The sequence below is a fragment of the Nitratidesulfovibrio termitidis HI1 genome, from assembly GCF_000504305.1.
GTDB lineage: Bacteria > Desulfobacterota > Desulfovibrionia > Desulfovibrionales > Desulfovibrionaceae > Cupidesulfovibrio > Cupidesulfovibrio termitidis.
The window spans coordinates 3,319,904-3,336,176 of the sequence record NZ_KI632512.1 but is presented as its reverse complement, the minus strand read 5'-3'; the positions used below and the strand labels follow the sequence as shown (position 1 = coordinate 3,336,176).

Here is a 16,273-nt window from a genome sequence, read left to right as displayed (position 1 = left end):
ATGGATCGTCCCGCCGCAACCTGCCCGAATGCCGTCCCGGCGTCCACGGACAGCAGCCGCCAGCCCGATCCCTGCGGGCATGCCCGTAGCGTTTCCGGCATGTTCGGACGCATCGCAGATTGGTACGACCTGCTGAACCGCGTGCTCAGCGGCGGGCTGGACAAGTACTGGCGCTACCGTCTGGTGCGCCACGTGGCGCCCGGCCCCACGGGCCGCGTGCTGGACCTTGCGGCGGGCACCCTGGATGTCTCGCTGGAAATCGTGCGCCAGCATCCTGGCACCCGCGTGCCCGCGCTGGATTTCTGCCGCCCCATGCTGCAACGCGGGCGCGGCAAGCTGTTCGGCGAAACGGCGCGCGCCATCTGGCCCGCCACGGCGGACGGACGCCGCCTGCCCCTGGCCGACGCCAGCGTGGACTGCGTGACCATCGCCTTCGGCATCCGCAACATCCTGCCCCGGTCGGAAGCCTTTTCCGAAATCCTGCGGGTGCTGGTGCCCGGCGGACGGCTGTGCGTGCTGGAATTCGGCACCGGCAAGACCCCGGTGTGGCGCGGACTGTACAATTTCTATCTCAACCGGGTGCTGCCCATGGTGGGCAAGGCCATTTCCGGCGATTCCGGGGCCTACCGCTACCTGGCCGACACCATCATGGCCTTTCCCACCGCCGACGAACTGGCCGGGGAAATGACGGGCGCGGGCTTTGGCCGGGTGTTCCACCTGCCGCTGACCTCGGGCATCGTACGGCTGCACGTGGCCGAAAAACCCCTTGCTCCGGTGACCGGGCCAGGGCAGGCCGGAACGCCCAGGCAGGAGCAGCCCGCCCCCAGAGCGCGCAAGGCCCCGCCCGCCCAGTCAGGCCAGTCAGACCAGTCAGGCCAGTCAGGCCAGTCAGTCCAATCAGGGCAATCGGGCCAATCAGGGCAATCGGGCCAATCAGGGCAATCGGGCCAGTCCTCCGCATCTGCCGCGACTGCCGCAGAGGGCGTCGCGGATACGGCAAGCCAGAACACGGCGCACAAGGACAAGCCCGCCGGAACCGACAGCCCGGCAACGGGTGACAAGACGGCAAAAACCGGCGCGCGCGGCACGGTGCAGGCCACCCTGCCCGGCGCGGCCACGCAGGAAACGGCGAAAAAGAAGCGCGCCGCCAGCGGCGCCAAGGCGGGGAAAAAGGCGCGCTGACCGCATGCGGCAACGCGAAAGGCGGGGATTGAAGGCAGGGGGGGGGCGTCAGGCCGGCATGCGTCGAATCGGCATGCATCAGGCCAGCATGCGCCGGGCCAGCCAGACCACCAGCACGCCCACGCACATGGCCGCAATGCCCATGCCCCGCAGCATGGCCGGGGGCTGGTCGGACAGCGACCGCAACACGGGGCGCATCCGCTCGGCAAACAGGACGTACGGAATGCTTTCGATGACGAAGGCAAGGCCCAGGGCGCAGAGCAAGGTGTTCCAGTCGATATGCATGCAAGCCTTCTCACACGGGGGCGCCGCCCGTGGCAAGCCCCGTCGTCAACGCAACTTTCCGCCGACAGGCACATCGGCAGGCCCGGCCCGGGCAGGCATGCGCGGCAGGCCCCACCCGGCGGTCACTGCCAGGCGACAGACAGAACGGGCTGAGCGGGCAGAGCGGGCAGAGCGGGCAGGCCACCGGACACAATCGGCAGCAATCGGCCCGCAGGGCCGGACACAGGATATCCAACAGAGTGAACGACATGACCACTTTTGATGCAATCGCCCGCCGTGAATCCCCCGTGGCAGTGGTGGGCCTGGGTTACGTGGGCCTGCCCCTGGCGGTGTCCCTGGCGCGCCGCTTCGACGTCATCGGCTTCGACATCTCGCAAGGCCGCGTGGACGAACTGACCGCCGGGCATGACCGCACCGGCGAGGTGGCCGACGCGGACCTTGCCGCCACCACCGCCCGCTTCACCTGCGACGGCGCCGCCCTGGCCGCCGCCGGGGTGATCATCGTGGCCGTGCCCACGCCCATCGACAGCCACCGCAACCCCGACCTGACGCCCGTGGAAAAGGCCTCCGCCACCGTGGGCCGCCACATGTCGCGCGGCTGCGTGGTGGTGTACGAATCCACCGTGTACCCCGGCGTCACCGAGGACGTCTGCGTGCCCATCCTGGAGCGCGAATCGGGCCTGGCCTTCGGACGCGACTTCACCGTGGGCTACTCGCCGGAACGCATCAATCCCGGCGACAAGGTGCACACCCTGGAAACCATCATGAAGGTGGTTTCCGGCAGCGACGCCCCCACCCTGGACCTGCTGGCAGGCCTGTATGGCAGCGTGGTCACCGCCGGGGTGCACCGCGCGGCCAGCATCAAGGTGGCCGAGGCCGCCAAGGTCATCGAGAACACCCAGCGCGACCTGAACATCGCGCTGATGAACGAGCTTTCGCTGATCTTCGACCGCCTGGGCATCGACACCCTGGAAGTGCTGGAGGCGGCGGGCACCAAGTGGAACTTCCTGCCCTTCCGCCCCGGCCTGGTGGGCGGCCACTGCATCGGCGTGGACCCGTACTACCTCACCTTCAAGGCAGAGGAACTGGGCTACCACCCGCAGGTCATCCTGGCGGGCCGCCGCATCAACGACGGCATGGGCAAGCACGTGGCCGAAACCGCCGTCAAGCAGATGATCAAGGCGGGCTGCCGCGTGGACGGCGCACGGGTGGGCATCCTGGGGCTGACCTTCAAGGAGGACGTGCCCGACCTGCGCAACACCCGCGTGGTGGACGTGGTGGCCGAACTGCGCGAATACGGGGTGACGGTGCTGGTGCACGACCCCATGGCCGAGGCCGCCGAGGCCCGGCACGAATACGGACTGGACCTTGCCTCGCTGGACGATTTCTCGCAGCTCGATGCGCTGATCCTGGCCGTGGGGCACAAGGCCTACCGTGCCATTCCCCTGTCCGCCATGCGCGGCTGGTTCGCCACGCCGGACCGTGCCCTGCTGCTGGACCTGAAGGGCCTGCACGACGCGCTGTCTGCGGAAGAGGCCGGGTTCTTCGCCTACTGGCGGTTGTAACGGGGTCCGCGCACCGGCCCCAAAGGACGGCAACGCCATGCTCGCCAGCCAACGCCGCAAACGCCTGCCCCCGGCACCGGACGAAGCCACGTTGCGCGCGGCCATGCGCCGCACGGCGGAAAAGGAGCAGCCCGACGACGCCCGGAGCACGACGGACGATTCGCCTACCGGTCCCGCCTGCGCGCTGATGCCGGGCATTCCGCGCGGCACCCTGCTGTGCGAACTGCCCCCGCGCGACGTGCCGGTGGTGCTGTGCTGGGACGACTGCTGACGGGGCCTGCAGGAAGCGAGTTCGCTTCTGCGGTCCATGCCTGCCGGCGCCCAGTTGCTGCTGGACATAGCGCCCAACCAGATGGGCAGCGCGCGGCACATCGCCCGCGTCAGGCAGGCCGACGTGGTGGGCGTGCCCTGTGCCACCGCCGATGGGCATTTGCGGTTGCTGCTGAGAAAACGATAGGCCCCAAGACATTTTTTCACCGTAAACACTGCCCGTCGGAAACCGGAACAACGACACACCCGGCGCTCCGCGCGGTTCATGGACAGCCTTCACGCATGAGCCTTGTCATCGCCACCGCCACCACCCGTGAAATGAAGGCCGTGCTCACCGGCTTCAACGGGCGGGGCCGCGTGGGCTGCGCCCTGCCCGGACCGGGCGAGGCCTGCCCTTCGCCCGTCAACGGGCGCAACTGTCTGCTGCTGGTCACCGGCGTGGGGCCGGTCAACGCGGCCCTGTCGCTGGGCCGGACACTGGGCGCGCACCGCAGCGTGCGCGGCGTGCTGAACCTGGGCGTTGCGGGCACCTTCGACGTGCTGCGCGCCCCGCTGGGCAGCGCCGTGCTGGCGTCCGCCGAAGTATGGCCCGAATACGGCCTGGCGGGTGACCACGGCGTGGACCCGCAGGGCATCGCCTTTCCCCAGGCCGAAGGCCCCACCGGCCCGGTATGGGACCGCATCGACCTTGCGCCCGAGGCGCTGTTCGAGCAATGGCACCTTGCCATGCCCGTGGCGGCCCGCAGCGGCGTTGCGCTGACCGTGGCCGGGGTTTCCGGCACTCCGGCGCGGGCAGAGGCCATGCGCCATCGCCACGCCCCGCTGATGGAGAACATGGAGGGCTTTTCCCTGGCCCTGGCCTGCCTGCGACACGCCCTGCCCTTTGCCGAGGTGCGCACCATGTCCAACATCGTGGGGTCGCGCGCGGCAGAGGACTGGGCGCTGGAAGGCGCGCTGGACGCCCTGGGCGCCCTGGCCCGCGAACTTTTCCTGACCGACTGACGCTCCCTTTTCCGGCACGCGGACGCACCAGATCCGTCCGGCGCGAACACGCTCGCACATTTACGCGGCCCACACATGCGGCCCGGGCCACTCCGGTTCCGGACCCGCCAGGCCGCAAGCCCTACGGACATTCCCATGCTGAAGCTCAAAGCCTACCTGGCCACGGAACTGCCGCGCATCAACAAGACGCTCGACGCCGAGGTGGCCGCGCTCCACCCGCTGGTGCGCCCCGTGGCCGATCACGTGCTGCGCGCGGGCGGCAAGCGGCTGCGCCCCCTGCTGACCCTGCTCACCGCACGGGCACTCGGCGTGGAAGGCGGCAGCCTGTTCCGCAAGGGGTCCGGCCCGGACCTGTACCCGCTGGCCTGCTCCGTGGAACTGCTGCACTCGGCCACCCTGCTGCACGACGACATCCTGGACGGCGCCGACCTGCGGCGCGGCCTGCCCGCCGCGCACACCGTGTTCGGCCAGACGGAAACCGTGCTGGCCGGTGACGCCCTGCTGGCCCTGGCCAACCGCATCGTGGCCCGCTACGGCGACGCCCGGCTTACCGAGACCATCGCCGAAGCCATCGTGCAGACGGCCACCGGCGAAATCGTGGAGATCGCCCACCAGCGTTCCACCGACCACGGGCACGACACCTACATCGACATCATCACCGGCAAGACCGCGTGGATGCTGCGTGCCTCGTGCGAACTGGGCGCCCTGGCCGCGCAGGCCCCGGACGAAGCCGTGGCAGCCGCCGCAGGGTTCGGGCTGAACCTTGGCATCGCCTTCCAGATCGTGGACGACGCCCTGGACTTCGCCGCCTCGTCCAAGGACACCGGCAAGCCCGTGGGCGGCGACCTGCGCGAGGGCAAGCTGACTCCGCCGCTGATCTACTACCTTGAAACACTGGCGCCGCAGGAACGCGATGCGTTCGTGACGCGCTTCCGGCAAGGCACCTTCGATGACGCCGCGGTGGCCGAGGTGTCGGCGGACCTGCGGGCGCGAGGCTGCGACGCGAAAACGCGCGAACTGGCCGCCAGCTACCTGGACAAGGCATCGGCCTGCCTCGATGCATTGCCCGATACGTCGGAACGTCGTATCCTGCGGCAAAGCATCGACTACGTCCTGAACCGCGGCACGTAGCATTCGTCCACGGAGCCGCCGTACGGCACGGGCGGCGCCGTGACCCGAAAGACGCCCGGCAGGTGCACCACAGTGCACCGCAGTGCACCGGACGACGCCCGAAGGCACGCGGCCCCGCATCGGCAGGCGACCTCGCATCGGCAGGCGCCCCCCCCCGCAGCGCCGTGCACCACGCAATCCCCCACACCGGAGGGGCGCATGACTGTTCCGCAGGGTCGGCACATGGCCGACGAAGAAGCCATCAATCGCTGCCTGCAACTCACCTTTCCCCCGGTCATGGTGCAACTGGTGCAGGCGCTGGTGGCGCCGTTTCCAGAATTCTCCACCATCGCCCGCATCCTGGCCATGGACCCCATGCTGGCCGCCGCCGTGCTGAACCTGGTCAACTCGCCGTACTACGGGCTGGGCACCAAGGTTTCCGACCTGCAACGCGCCGCCACGGTGCTGGGCACGCGGGAAATCCTCAAGCTGGCCCTGTCGCTGTCGTTCCAGAAGCGGGTAAGCAACGAGCTGAAGCGCCCCCAGCAGGCCATGTACCAGGACTGGCGGCTGGTGGTCTGGTCGTCCATCGCGGCGGAACAGATCGCCCTGCGGGTGCAGCCCGACACGGCCCACCTGGCCTACCTGGCCTCGCTGCTGAAAGACCTTGCCCTGTTCATGCACCTGTGCTCGGCCGACGAAGACCCGGTGCTGCGCGGCAAGGCCTGCATCACCAGCCTGGAACGCGACCAACTGTCGCTGGAAAACACCTGCTGGGGCGCCAACCACGCGGCCATGGCCCGCAACATCATCCACCGCTGGGGCCTGCCCGAGGCCATCGCCGACGCCATCGCCAGCCACCACGACCTGGACGGCGTGGCCCACCACCCGCCCCTGACCCAGGCGGTCATTCTGGGCACGCAGTGGGCCGACCTGCTGCACGGACAGGCCACCCACCCCGCGCTGATCATCCAGTTCGAAATGCTGCTGCGCACCCGCCTTTCGCTGGACGACCAGGGGCTGGAAAACCTGCGCGAGGCCTGCGCCCAGCGCTTCAAGTCCATGCTGGCCCAACTGGCCATCCAGGACCGCCCGGTGGGCGCACGGCTGTACGAACAGTCGCTGGAAACCCTGCAATCCTTCTATTTCCTGGGGGCGGAGCTGTCGCACGTGGCGGGCGGCCTGCCCTCGCTGGCCGCCACCCTGGGGCGGCAGTTGCGCTGGTACTGGAACGTGCAGCGCTGGGAAGTGGCCCTGCGGGTACACGGCGGCGAGGAATACATGCTGTTCAGCGGCGACGAGACCACCCCCGCCCCGCATCAGGCCGGCCCCGCCCCCTTCGCGCGGCTGCCCTGGCAAACCGGACAGGAACGGGTGCCGCTGTCCGCCTCGGGCACCGACTGGGGCCAGCTGCGCCTGCCCAAGGACGCCCTGCCCCCGGCCCGCAAGTCTGCCCTGCTGGTGTACTGCCACTTCATGGCCATGGCGCTGGAAAACTACTACCGCCAGCAGGCCGTGCTGGAAGCCAAGGCCGACACCCTGGACGCCCTGCCGCTGGGCGTGGCCCGGCTGGACCGTGAAGGGTTGCTGATGGAAACCAACCGGCGCTTTCTGGACTACGTGGGCCGCGACGAACTGGCCCCCCGCACGCCGGTGCGCCCCCTGCTGTCCGAAACGCTGGGGCTGGATTTCGGCCCGGAATGGCAAACATTCACCGACGAAGGCGGCCCTGCGCTCATCAGCCGCCTGTTCTGCCCCACCGATGCGGCGGGCAGGCGCATGGGCGCGCCGTGCGCCTACGTTTCGCTGCACCGCCGCCGCGACGCCCCGCACGACGACGTGCTGCTGCTTATCGAAGACGTGACGGAAATCTCCGACGTGGACGTGCAGAACCTGCGCCAGCGCGACTTTCTGGAACGGCTGCTGGATTCCATGCAGGAAATCGTGCTCACCGTGGACCGCACGGGGCACATCTCGTGGGCCTCGCGCCGCTGCGCCGGGCTGCGGGGCAAGAACCTGTTCGCCGCATCGCGCCCCACGGTCACCTTTACCGATACCTGGGACGCGGCGTACCTGTCCGGCTCGTCACCGGCGGCCCCGGTGGAGGCAGTGCTGGAACTGGGCGACGGCAGCATGGGCCTGTTCGAGCTGGTCTTTTCCGAACTGGACACCCGCGAGCACGAAGGCTCGGCCCTTCTCGTGGTGGGGCGCGACCTGACCAGCATCCGCCGCCTGGAAGAAAAGGTGAAACAGCAGGCCATGTACGATGGCCTGACAGGACTGTTCAACCATTCGCAATTCCACATGATCCTTGAACGCGAGATGGAGCGCAGCCGCCGCACCGGCCGCCAGTTGGGGCTGATCTTCTTCGACCTTGACCGGTTCAAGGCCATCAACGACACCTACGGCCACCAGGCCGGCGATACCGTGCTGCGCCGCGTGGCCGCGGGCATCAGCGCGGTGGTGCGCAAGGGAATGGACTTTCCCTGCCGTTACGGCGGCGACGAATTCGCCGTGGTGGTCACCGAGGTGACCCCGGAGATCATGGAGGGTCTTGCCCGGCGCATCCGCGAAGGGGTGGTGACCAGTTGCAAGGGCGCCGTGGACATGAGCATGGGCCTTGCCCTGCTGACGCCGTCCGACACGGGCGAAAGCCTGGTCCAGCGGGCCGACAGGGCCAGCTATGCCGCCAAGAAGCTGGAGGGGGTCAAGGTGCGCTGGGCCGAGTAGCGACTGGCGCCACCAGCACATCCAGAAGATGAGCACATTTCAGGGCCTGCGCATAGATCAAATCTATACGCAGGCCCGTTTCCATTTAAACAGCCTATTTCACGTAACCTCCCGGCGCTGTTAGCATCTGCTGACACATCATTTCATTCCGTCACCGCAAGGAGGGTGTATGCGCCGTCTTCGTGTCGTCATGTCCCTGGTCGTGATTCTGGCCCTGGCCCTTGCCACCGCTGCCACCGCAGCCCCGCTGGATGCCTTCGCGCCTCAAGCCGGCCTCACCGGTTCCCTCGACATCGCCGGGGGCACCGCGCACATCCCGGTCATGAAGGAAGCCGCCAAGCGCATCATGACCGTGAACCCGGCCCTGCGCATCTCGGTGGCGGGCGGCGGCTCCGGCGTGGGCGTGCAGCAGGTGGGCGAAGGGCTGGTGGCCATCGGCAACACCGGTCGCCCCCTCACCGAGGCGGAAATCCAGAAGTACGGCCTGGTGTCCTTCCCCTTCGCCATTGACGGCGTGGCCGTGGTGGTCAACCCGGCCAACCCGGTCACCGGCCTGACCGGCAAGCAGGTGGCCGACATCTTTGCGGGCGCCATCACCAACTGGAAGGACGTGGGCGGCAAGGACGCGGCCATCACCCTGTATTCCCGCGAGGACGGCAGCGGCACCCGCGAAGTGTTCGTGGAAAAGGCCCTGAAAAAGGGGCCGCAGGCCGCCACGGCCAACGTGGTGAACTCCAACGGCGCCATGAAGACCGCCATCGCCCAGGACCCCAACGGGATCGGTTATGTGGGCATCGGGCACCTGGGTGAAACCATCAAGGGGCTGCACTTCGACGGCATGGTCCCCACGCAGGAAAATGCCGCCAACGGCGCCTACACCGTCACCCGCAAGCTGTACATGAACACCAAGGGTGCGCCGCAGGGGCTGACCAAGGCCTTCATCGACTACATCTTCAGCCCCGAAGGGCAGGCTATCACCAAGGCCAGCGGCTACATTCCGCTTGCCCGCTAGGCCCCGTGGCGCAGGCCCCCACCGTGCAAGGCCCACCACGCACACCCGGCCCATCGGGCTCAAACGGCTCATCGGGCTCATCGGGCTCATCGGGCCGTGATGGCAACACGCCTCAGGCACTGAGGTGTGCCGTCGCCGTCACGGTGCTGGGCATTGCCGCCGTGTTCGGTTTCGTCACCGTGTATGCCCTGCCCGTGCTGCTGAGCGGGCAGGGCCTTGCGGTGCTGTCCTGGCGCTGGCTGCCCGCCGCCGGGCAGTTCGGCATCCTGCCCATGGTCTGCGGCTCGGCGCTGCTGGCCTGCTCGGCCCTGCTGCTGGGTTGGCCGCTGGCCCTCGGCCTGTGCGGCTGGATGCACGGGCTTGGCCCCGCACGCCCCGCCCGCGCCCTGCGCCAACTGGTGCACGGCATGGCGGCTGTGCCCACGGTGGTCTACGGGTTCGTTTCGGTGTTCCTGCTGGTGCCGCTGGTGCGGCGGGCGGGGCAGGGGTCCGGCCTGTGCTGGCTGTCCGCCGCCCTGGTGCTGGCCCTGCTGGTGCTGCCCACCATGGTGGTGATCATGGACGCCGCCCTGCGCGAACAGGGCCGGTCGCTGCGGCTCACCGGCGCGGCACTGGGCCTTTCGCCCGCGCAGGTCTTTGCCCACGTCATGCTGCCGGGCGCCCGGCGCTGGCTGGTCACTGCCGGGGTGTTCGGCTTCGGCCGGGCCGTGGGCGACACGCTGATTCCGCTGATGCTGGCGGGCAACGCACCCGGCGTGCCCGCATCGCCCTTCGACGCGCTGCGCACCCTCACCGCGCACATGGCGCTGGTCATGGCCACCGACGCGGGCAGCACCGCCTACCATTCACTGTTCGCGGCGGGCATTCTGCTGCTGGCCGTGAGCGCGGGCGTCAGCCTGACGGTGCGCCGCCTGCGCGGCGCCGGGCAGGATGCCCTTTCCGACGCGGGATGGCAGCCATGACGCAGCGCCCGGATGCACCCACCCCCCGGCACCTGCCGGTCAGGCGCGCCCCCTCCCTCGTCTTCTCCAATATCCGGTCTGGCATCCGGTCTGGCACCCAATCCGGCACCCACTCCGGCACCCGGCCCCGCGAACGGATGCTGGTCGCCATGGCCTGGCTGGCCGCGGCACTGGTCGTGTCCGTGGCCGCCATCGGCTGCGGCTACCTGCTGTGGCGCGGGGTGCCCACCCTGGGCCGCGCGCTGTTTTTCGGAGACACCCCGCCCCTGCTGGCCATGGCCGGGCTGCGCCCGGTGTGGGACGGCATCTGGCCCGCCTGCGCGGGCAGCCTGTACCTTGTCGGGCTGACCACCCTGCTGGTGCTGGGGCCGGGCGTGGGGTGCGGCATCTATCTTGCCGAATACGCGGGACCGCGCGCCCGCCGCCATCTGGGGCTGGCCGTGGAACTGCTGGCCGGGGTGCCGTCCATCGTCATGGGGCTGTTCGGGTTCACGCTCATCCTCGTGCTGCGGCGCGCCTTCCTGCCCCAGGCCAACACCTGCCTGCTGCTGGCGGCGGGGTGCCTGGCCCTGCTGGTGCTGCCCCCGCTGGTGGTGTCCACCCGCGCCGCGCTGGAATCGCTGCCTCCCGAACTGCGGCTGACCGGGGCGGCCCTGGGGTTGACCCGCGAGCAGACCGTGTTCCGCGTGCTGCTGCCGGAGGCCGGGCGCGGCATTCTGGGCGGGGTCATGCTGGTCGTGGGCCGCGCGGCGGAAGACACGGCGGTGATCCTGCTCACCGGGGTGGTGGCCAATGCCGGGCTGCCCGCAGGGCTGCTGGCCAAGTTCGAGGCCCTGCCCTTCACCATCTATTACACCGCCGCCCAGTACCAGACCGAGGACGAACTAGCGCGCGGCTTTGGCGCGGCACTGGTGCTGCTGGTCCTTTCCGGTTCCATGATGCTGGGGGCCGGGGCGTTGCAGCGGGTGATGGCGCGCCGCCACAAGGGAGCGGAGGCATGGAACTGAACATACGCGATCCCCAGCCGGGCCTGCGGGTCACCGGGCTGTGCGTGTCCTTCCATGGTCGCCCGGCGGTAAAGAACGCCTCGCTGGACCTGCCCCGCACCGGGGTCACCGTGCTGCTGGGCCGCTCCGGCTCGGGCAAGACCACCTTCCTGCGTGCCCTGAACCGCCTGAACGAATGCTTTCCCGGGTGCGAGACCACCGGCTCCATCGTGCTGTATCCCGGCAAAGCGGGCGGCACGGGGCATGCCGACGGCGAACCTGGCGCCCCATGCAGCGTGCCGGGGCCGGACGGACCCTGCGACGTGCTGGGGTCGCATGCCCCGGCCCTGACCGAACTGCGCCGCCGTGTGGGCATGGTGTTCCAGACGCCCAACGTGCTGCCCATGAGCATCCGGCGCAACCTGCTGCTGCCGCTGGAACTGGTGCGCGGACAACAGGCCGACGCCCCGGCCCGCATGCAGGCCGTGCTGACCGACGTGGGCCTGTGGGATGATGTGCGCCAACGGCTGGACCGCCCCGCCGCCCAGCTTTCCGGCGGGCAGCAGCAACGACTGTGCCTGGCCCGCATGCTGATCCTGGAACCGGACGTACTGCTGCTGGACGAACCCACCGCCTCGCTGGACGCGGCCACCACCCGCGACGTGGAAGGACTGGTACGCCGTCTGGCCGTCCACCGTCCGGTGCTGATGGTGTCGCACAGCCTGGGGCAGACCCTGCGCCTGGCCGACCGGGTGGTCATCTTCGCCGACGGCAGACCGCAGCAGGAATTCACACCCACAGACCTCGCCGACGATGCGGGCCGCGAAGCCCTGATGCAGGCGCTGCTGTAGACTGCACGCCAGTTCCCCCACCGCCGCTCCTTCCTTCCCCGGCAGTCCGACCCGCATCGGACTGGGCGGCAGCCTGCATCCATGGCACGCCCAGGCCGCGACCTCCTTGTGAAAGTCATTTATTCCTGCATGATATACTACAATATGCCGCCAATCACGGATTCCGGCGGCCACGGCGTTGACATTTGCCGGAGGCCTGGCGTAGTGGATTTTATGGATGTATAAATGTCGACATTTATAATGTTCAAAAAATCGCAAGAGGACGCCATGTCTGACATCCACGCCATCACCACCACCCAGGCGCCGAAGGCCATCGGACCATATTCGCAGGCCATCGCGCTTCCCGGGCTGCTCTTCGTCTCCGGGCAGCTTCCCATCGATCCCGCAACCGGCAACATGGTCGAAGGACCGATACGCCTGCTCGCGCACCGCGTTTTCACCAACCTGCGCGCCATTGCCAAGGCCGCCGGCTGCGACATGGGCGATGCCGTCAAGACCACGGTGTTCCTCACCGACCTTGCGGCGTTCCCGACCGTCAACGCCATCTACGCAGAATACTTCCCACAGCCCTATCCGGCCCGCAGCGCCATCCAGGTCGCGGCGCTTCCCCTGGGAAGCCCTCTGGAAGCCGAAGCCATCTTCATGCGCAAGGGCTGATCATTCCACCATTGCAACCATCCAAAAGGAGCGAACATGAATCTCGCGATCCTGCCACGGCGCGGCTACGTGCAGCACCCTACCCCCATCGAAGCCTGCCCCGCCTTTTCCCGGGCGCTCGGCAACAAGGTGAACATCTTCATCAAACGCGATGACCTGCTGCCCGGATGCGCGGGCGGCAACAAGACGCGCAAGCTCGATTTTTCCATGGCGGATGCGCTGGCGCACAAGGCGGACACCATCATCACCTGCGGCGCGGTGCAATCGAACCACTGCCGCCTGACGCTTGCCTGGGCCGTAAAAGAAGGGCTGGACTGCCATCTCGTACTCGAAGAACGCGTGAGCGGCAGCTACAAGCCCGAAGCTTCAGGCAACAACTTTCTGTTCAACCTGTTGGGCGTCAAAAGCATCACCGTGGTTCCCGGCGGCTCGGACATGCCGGGCGAGATGGAAAAGCTGGCCGCACGGCTGCGCGCCAGCGGGCGCACCCCGTACATCATCCCCGGCGGGGCATCCAATGCCATCGGCGCGACGGGCTACGTGGCCTGCGCACAGGAAATACTGCAACAGCTGTTCGAAACGGGGCTGGCCATCCAGCACATGGTGGTGCCCAGCGGCAGCGCGGGTACCCATGCGGGCATAGCCGTCGGCATGGTGGGCAACAACGCGGGCATCCCCGTATCCGGCATCAATGTCAGCCGCACCAAGACCGACCAGGAACAGCTGGTGCGCAGGCTGGCGCGGGCCACGGCCGACCATGTCGGCATGAAGGGAACATTCCCGGACGATGCGGTGACCTGCTTCGACGGATACGTCGGGCCCGGATACTCGCTCCCGACGGATTCCATGGTCGAAGCGGTAAGGCTTCTGGCGCGCACGGAAGGCATACTGCTTGATCCCGTGTACTCCGGAAAGGCCATGGCCGGCCTGATCGACCTTGTCCGCTCCGGATATTTCACGGAAGGGTCCAACGTACTGTTCCTGCACACCGGCGGATCACCGGCACTGTACGCCTATCTTGAAACGTTCAGGTAGGCACATGGCGCATGCCCCGGCATGACGCGCAAGACAGATGGGGCTTGCCAGGCTGCGCAATGGAAGCTCATGGCTGCGGGGGCGATGCACGTCGCCCCCCCCCTGCCCCTGACAGCACGAAAAACACGCGGCGGGTGCATTCCCCACCGTACGGCATGTCCCTGCGGCACCCGCAGGGCACTGAACCCGGAATACCAACGAAGGAGCCTGCATCATGGAAAAGCGTCTTGAAATGCATGGTGGGATTCTTGGAGGCTTGGTTCCGCTCCTAGTTCTCATCGGTGGCCTGGTATGGCTCTCCGTGGCGGAACGCGGAGGCACGAAACCCTTCTGGGCCTGTGCGTGGCTGGCCATAGCCGTTGGACTCTTCTTCGCGCGCAACAAGGAGGAATACTGCAAGTCCATCATGCGCGGCATCGGGGACAAGACCGGCATCGTCATCATCACGGCATGGCTGTTCGCGGGCGTGTTCGGAACGCTCATGGTCGCCGGTGGCCTTGTCGACGGGCTGTTGTGGATGGGCATGACCACGGGGGCGAAGGGCGCGGCGTTCACCCTCATCGTCTTCTTCGCGGCCATGCTGTTCTCGCTCGGCACGGGCACAAGCACCGGCACCTGCATCGCGCTCACGCCGGTGCTGTACCCCGCCGGGCATTTCCTGGGCGCGGACCCGAGCATGCTCGGGCTGGCCATCCTTTCCGGCGCGGCATTTGGCGACAATCTCGCCCCCATATCGGACACCACCATCGTTTCGGCCTATACCCAGGGGGCCACGATGAAAGATGTCGTGCGCAGCCGTTTTCCGCTGTCCATGGCCGCCGCCGCCATCGCGGGGGTGGTGTTTCTGACTTTCGGCGGCGGCGGAGAACTGCACCCCCTGCCTGAAATACAGGCCCGCATGGACGCCACCGGGGCAGTCATGCTCATCGCCCTCGTGGTGGTGGTGGCCTCCGCCCTGTCCGGCAGGCACATCATCGAGTCGCTCATCTACGGCAACGTGGCGGCCGGCATCATCGGCGTGGTGACGGGACGCTTCGCCCCCGCCGCCCTGTTCAGCATTCCCCCCAAGCGCGGGGTATCGACCGGGCTCATCGAAAACGGCATCAACGGGGTGGTGGGCGCCATCATCTTCGCCGTCCTGATCCTGGCGGTAACCTCGGTGCTGGTGGAAAGCGGCATCATGAAGCGCATCCTGACCCTGGCCGAAACCGCGTTCGTGCGAACCGTCCGGCAGGCGGAACTCTTCATCATCGGTGTCACGATCCTTGCCTCCATTCCCATTTCCGCCAACGCCCCTGCCGAACTGCTGGTGGGCCCCTCGCTCGTGCGTCCGCTGGGCGAAAAGTTCGACCTGGCCCCGGCCCGCCGCGCCAATCTCATGGACTGCGCCGTCTGCACCATCTTCTTCACCCTGCCGTGGCACATCGTGGTGGCGGCATGGTACGCGGCGCTGGTAACTGCCGCCGACGCCTACGGCATCAGCGCTCCGTCCATCAGTTCGGCGTTGTACAATCCCTATTCCTGGGCCTTGCTCGGCGTGCTGCTGTTCTCTGCCGTAACCGGCTGGAACCGCAAGTTCGGCGGCAACGAAGGGCTTGTGGGCGAAGCAGCCTGACCTGCCGCAACGCGGCCTGATGTCCGATCCCGTTCCGGTGACAACCGGCCAGGACACTCCATATTCCCAGAATCGAGCCCGACTGAACCACGGGGCCGGGACGATCCCGGCCCCGTTCCGTTTCACCAATGACAAGCGGTACAGTGGCCGAGCGTCCTCCCCCTCCCCTCCCCCCCCCCCCCCAGGCAGCGCCGCACCGCCAAGGCCAGCCTTGACCATCCATTGCGCGAACTATATCTGCACGGAAACAACGCGCAGGGGTGCACATGCAGGGTTTTACCAAGCAGACATACTGCCATCAGGTGGCCGACTACATTAAAGAGCGAATCCTGGCCGGGGAATTCACCCCGGGCGACAAGATCAACGAGGTGCTCCTGGCCACGCGCCTCTCCATCAGCCGGGCTCCTGTTCGCGAAGCCCTGCAACTGCTTGTCCAGGAAGGGCTGGTCATCTCCATCCCGCAGCGCGGCAAGTTCATCACGGCCCTGACGGCAAAAGACATCCGCGACAGCTACTTTACCGGGGGGGTGCTGGAAGGCGCCGCGGCAGCCTCCACCATCAGCGCCTTCTCCGACGAAGATTTCGCGGAACTGCGCGCCATCGTGGATGCCATGGCGGACACCGTCGCCAAGGGCGGCGACATGGACGAGCTGTCGAAGCTCGATACCCGGTTCCATGGCGTCATTTTTTCCCGCACCGACAACGACCTGCTGGTGGAACTGTCGCGCCGGTCCTGCCAGGGGCTCGGCAAATTCCTGCTTTTCCGCCACTGGCGCACCACCTTTGCCCCGGCGGAAGTCCTCCAGCGCCACCGCGTGGTGCTTGACGCCATGCTTTCCCGCGATCCTGCACGCATCGAACACACCCTGCGCGAACACTATGCCGAGTCCGGCAGGCGCATGGCCCGCTGGGGCATCGACCAGGCCGCAGAGGATTGATCCGGGCCGGGTTCATCGCATCTTCACGTATTTGCAAAGCGCGCCGTTTGCCTTTATGGAGAGCCAACCGCTC

General features: G+C 67.8%; 16 protein-coding genes. 15 read left to right on the top strand and 1 reads right to left on the bottom strand.

Annotation, left to right across the window (positions count from 1 at the left end; translation table 11 throughout):
- Positions 1 to 1,182 (top strand): ubiquinone/menaquinone biosynthesis methyltransferase, encoded by a 1,182-nt coding sequence (locus DESTE_RS18695; protein ID WP_035068133.1) that lies wholly within the window; start codon positions 1 to 3, stop codon positions 1,180 to 1,182.
- A gap of 78 nt (positions 1,183 to 1,260) precedes the next feature.
- Here DESTE_RS18695 and DESTE_RS13315 read toward each other — a convergent pair whose 3' ends face one another.
- A complete protein-coding gene (locus DESTE_RS13315; protein WP_035068132.1) occupies positions 1,261 to 1,467 on the bottom strand; it encodes a DUF2065 domain-containing protein in 207 nt (68 codons plus the stop codon).
- Positions 1,468 to 1,715: 248 nt separating this feature from the next.
- Here DESTE_RS13315 and DESTE_RS13310 point away from each other — a divergent pair, with 248 nt between their 5' ends.
- The 14 genes from DESTE_RS13310 (at position 1,716) to DESTE_RS13250 (ending at position 16,200) form a co-directional block, all read left to right on the top strand.
- Positions 1,716 to 3,032, top strand: a complete 1,317-nt coding sequence (locus DESTE_RS13310; protein ID WP_198015366.1) for a nucleotide sugar dehydrogenase — start codon at positions 1,716 to 1,718, stop codon at positions 3,030 to 3,032.
- A 37-nt stretch (positions 3,033 to 3,069) separates the two neighbouring features.
- Positions 3,070 to 3,303: a hypothetical protein gene (locus DESTE_RS13305; protein WP_035068130.1), complete on the top strand. Its 234-nt coding sequence runs from the start codon at positions 3,070 to 3,072 to the stop codon at positions 3,301 to 3,303.
- A 36-nt stretch (positions 3,304 to 3,339) separates the two neighbouring features.
- A complete protein-coding gene (locus DESTE_RS18270; protein WP_198015365.1) occupies positions 3,340 to 3,489 on the top strand; it encodes a hypothetical protein in 150 nt (49 codons plus the stop codon).
- Between the two features lie 95 nt (positions 3,490 to 3,584).
- Positions 3,585 to 4,304, top strand: coding sequence for a futalosine hydrolase (gene mqnB / locus DESTE_RS13300; protein ID WP_035068128.1), 720 nt, complete (start codon positions 3,585 to 3,587; stop codon positions 4,302 to 4,304).
- A gap of 135 nt (positions 4,305 to 4,439) precedes the next feature.
- The gene (locus DESTE_RS13295) at positions 4,440 to 5,435 is read left to right on the top strand and encodes a polyprenyl synthetase family protein (protein WP_035068127.1); all 996 of its coding nucleotides are present in this window, start codon (positions 4,440 to 4,442) and stop codon (positions 5,433 to 5,435) included.
- A gap of 198 nt (positions 5,436 to 5,633) precedes the next feature.
- Positions 5,634 to 8,144: a sensor domain-containing diguanylate cyclase gene (locus DESTE_RS13290; RefSeq protein WP_051384467.1), complete on the top strand. Its 2,511-nt coding sequence runs from the start codon at positions 5,634 to 5,636 to the stop codon at positions 8,142 to 8,144.
- Positions 8,145 to 8,313: 169 nt separating this feature from the next.
- Positions 8,314 to 9,156, top strand: coding sequence for a phosphate ABC transporter substrate-binding protein (locus tag DESTE_RS13285; protein WP_051384466.1), 843 nt, complete (start codon positions 8,314 to 8,316; stop codon positions 9,154 to 9,156).
- A gap of 143 nt (positions 9,157 to 9,299) precedes the next feature.
- Positions 9,300 to 10,118, top strand: coding sequence for a PstC family ABC transporter permease (locus tag DESTE_RS13280; RefSeq protein WP_245590848.1), 819 nt, complete (start codon positions 9,300 to 9,302; stop codon positions 10,116 to 10,118).
- Positions 10,115 to 11,125 carry a PstA family ABC transporter permease gene (locus DESTE_RS13275; protein ID WP_084559581.1) on the top strand — a complete coding sequence of 337 codons (1,011 nt, stop codon included), beginning with the start codon at positions 10,115 to 10,117 and terminating at the stop codon, positions 11,123 to 11,125. Before DESTE_RS13280 ends, DESTE_RS13275 begins: the two co-directional genes overlap by 4 nt.
- Positions 11,116 to 11,955, top strand: a complete 840-nt coding sequence (locus tag DESTE_RS13270) for a phosphate ABC transporter ATP-binding protein (RefSeq protein WP_035068122.1) — start codon at positions 11,116 to 11,118, stop codon at positions 11,953 to 11,955. The genes DESTE_RS13275 and DESTE_RS13270 overlap by 10 nt, the downstream gene beginning before the upstream one ends.
- A 267-nt stretch (positions 11,956 to 12,222) precedes the next feature.
- A complete protein-coding gene (locus DESTE_RS13265) occupies positions 12,223 to 12,612 on the top strand; it encodes a RidA family protein (RefSeq protein ID WP_035070390.1) in 390 nt (129 codons plus the stop codon).
- A gap of 36 nt (positions 12,613 to 12,648) precedes the next feature.
- Entirely contained in the window at positions 12,649 to 13,647 is a 999-nt protein-coding gene (gene cuyA / locus DESTE_RS13260) for a D-cysteate sulfo-lyase (protein WP_035068121.1), read from the top strand.
- A gap of 214 nt (positions 13,648 to 13,861) precedes the next feature.
- A complete protein-coding gene (locus DESTE_RS13255) occupies positions 13,862 to 15,262 on the top strand; it encodes a Na+/H+ antiporter NhaC family protein (RefSeq protein WP_035068120.1) in 1,401 nt (466 codons plus the stop codon).
- Positions 15,263 to 15,528: 266 nt separating this feature from the next.
- Positions 15,529 to 16,200, top strand: coding sequence for a GntR family transcriptional regulator (locus tag DESTE_RS13250; RefSeq protein WP_035068119.1), 672 nt, complete (start codon positions 15,529 to 15,531; stop codon positions 16,198 to 16,200).
- Positions 16,201 to 16,273: the final 73 nt, after the last annotated feature.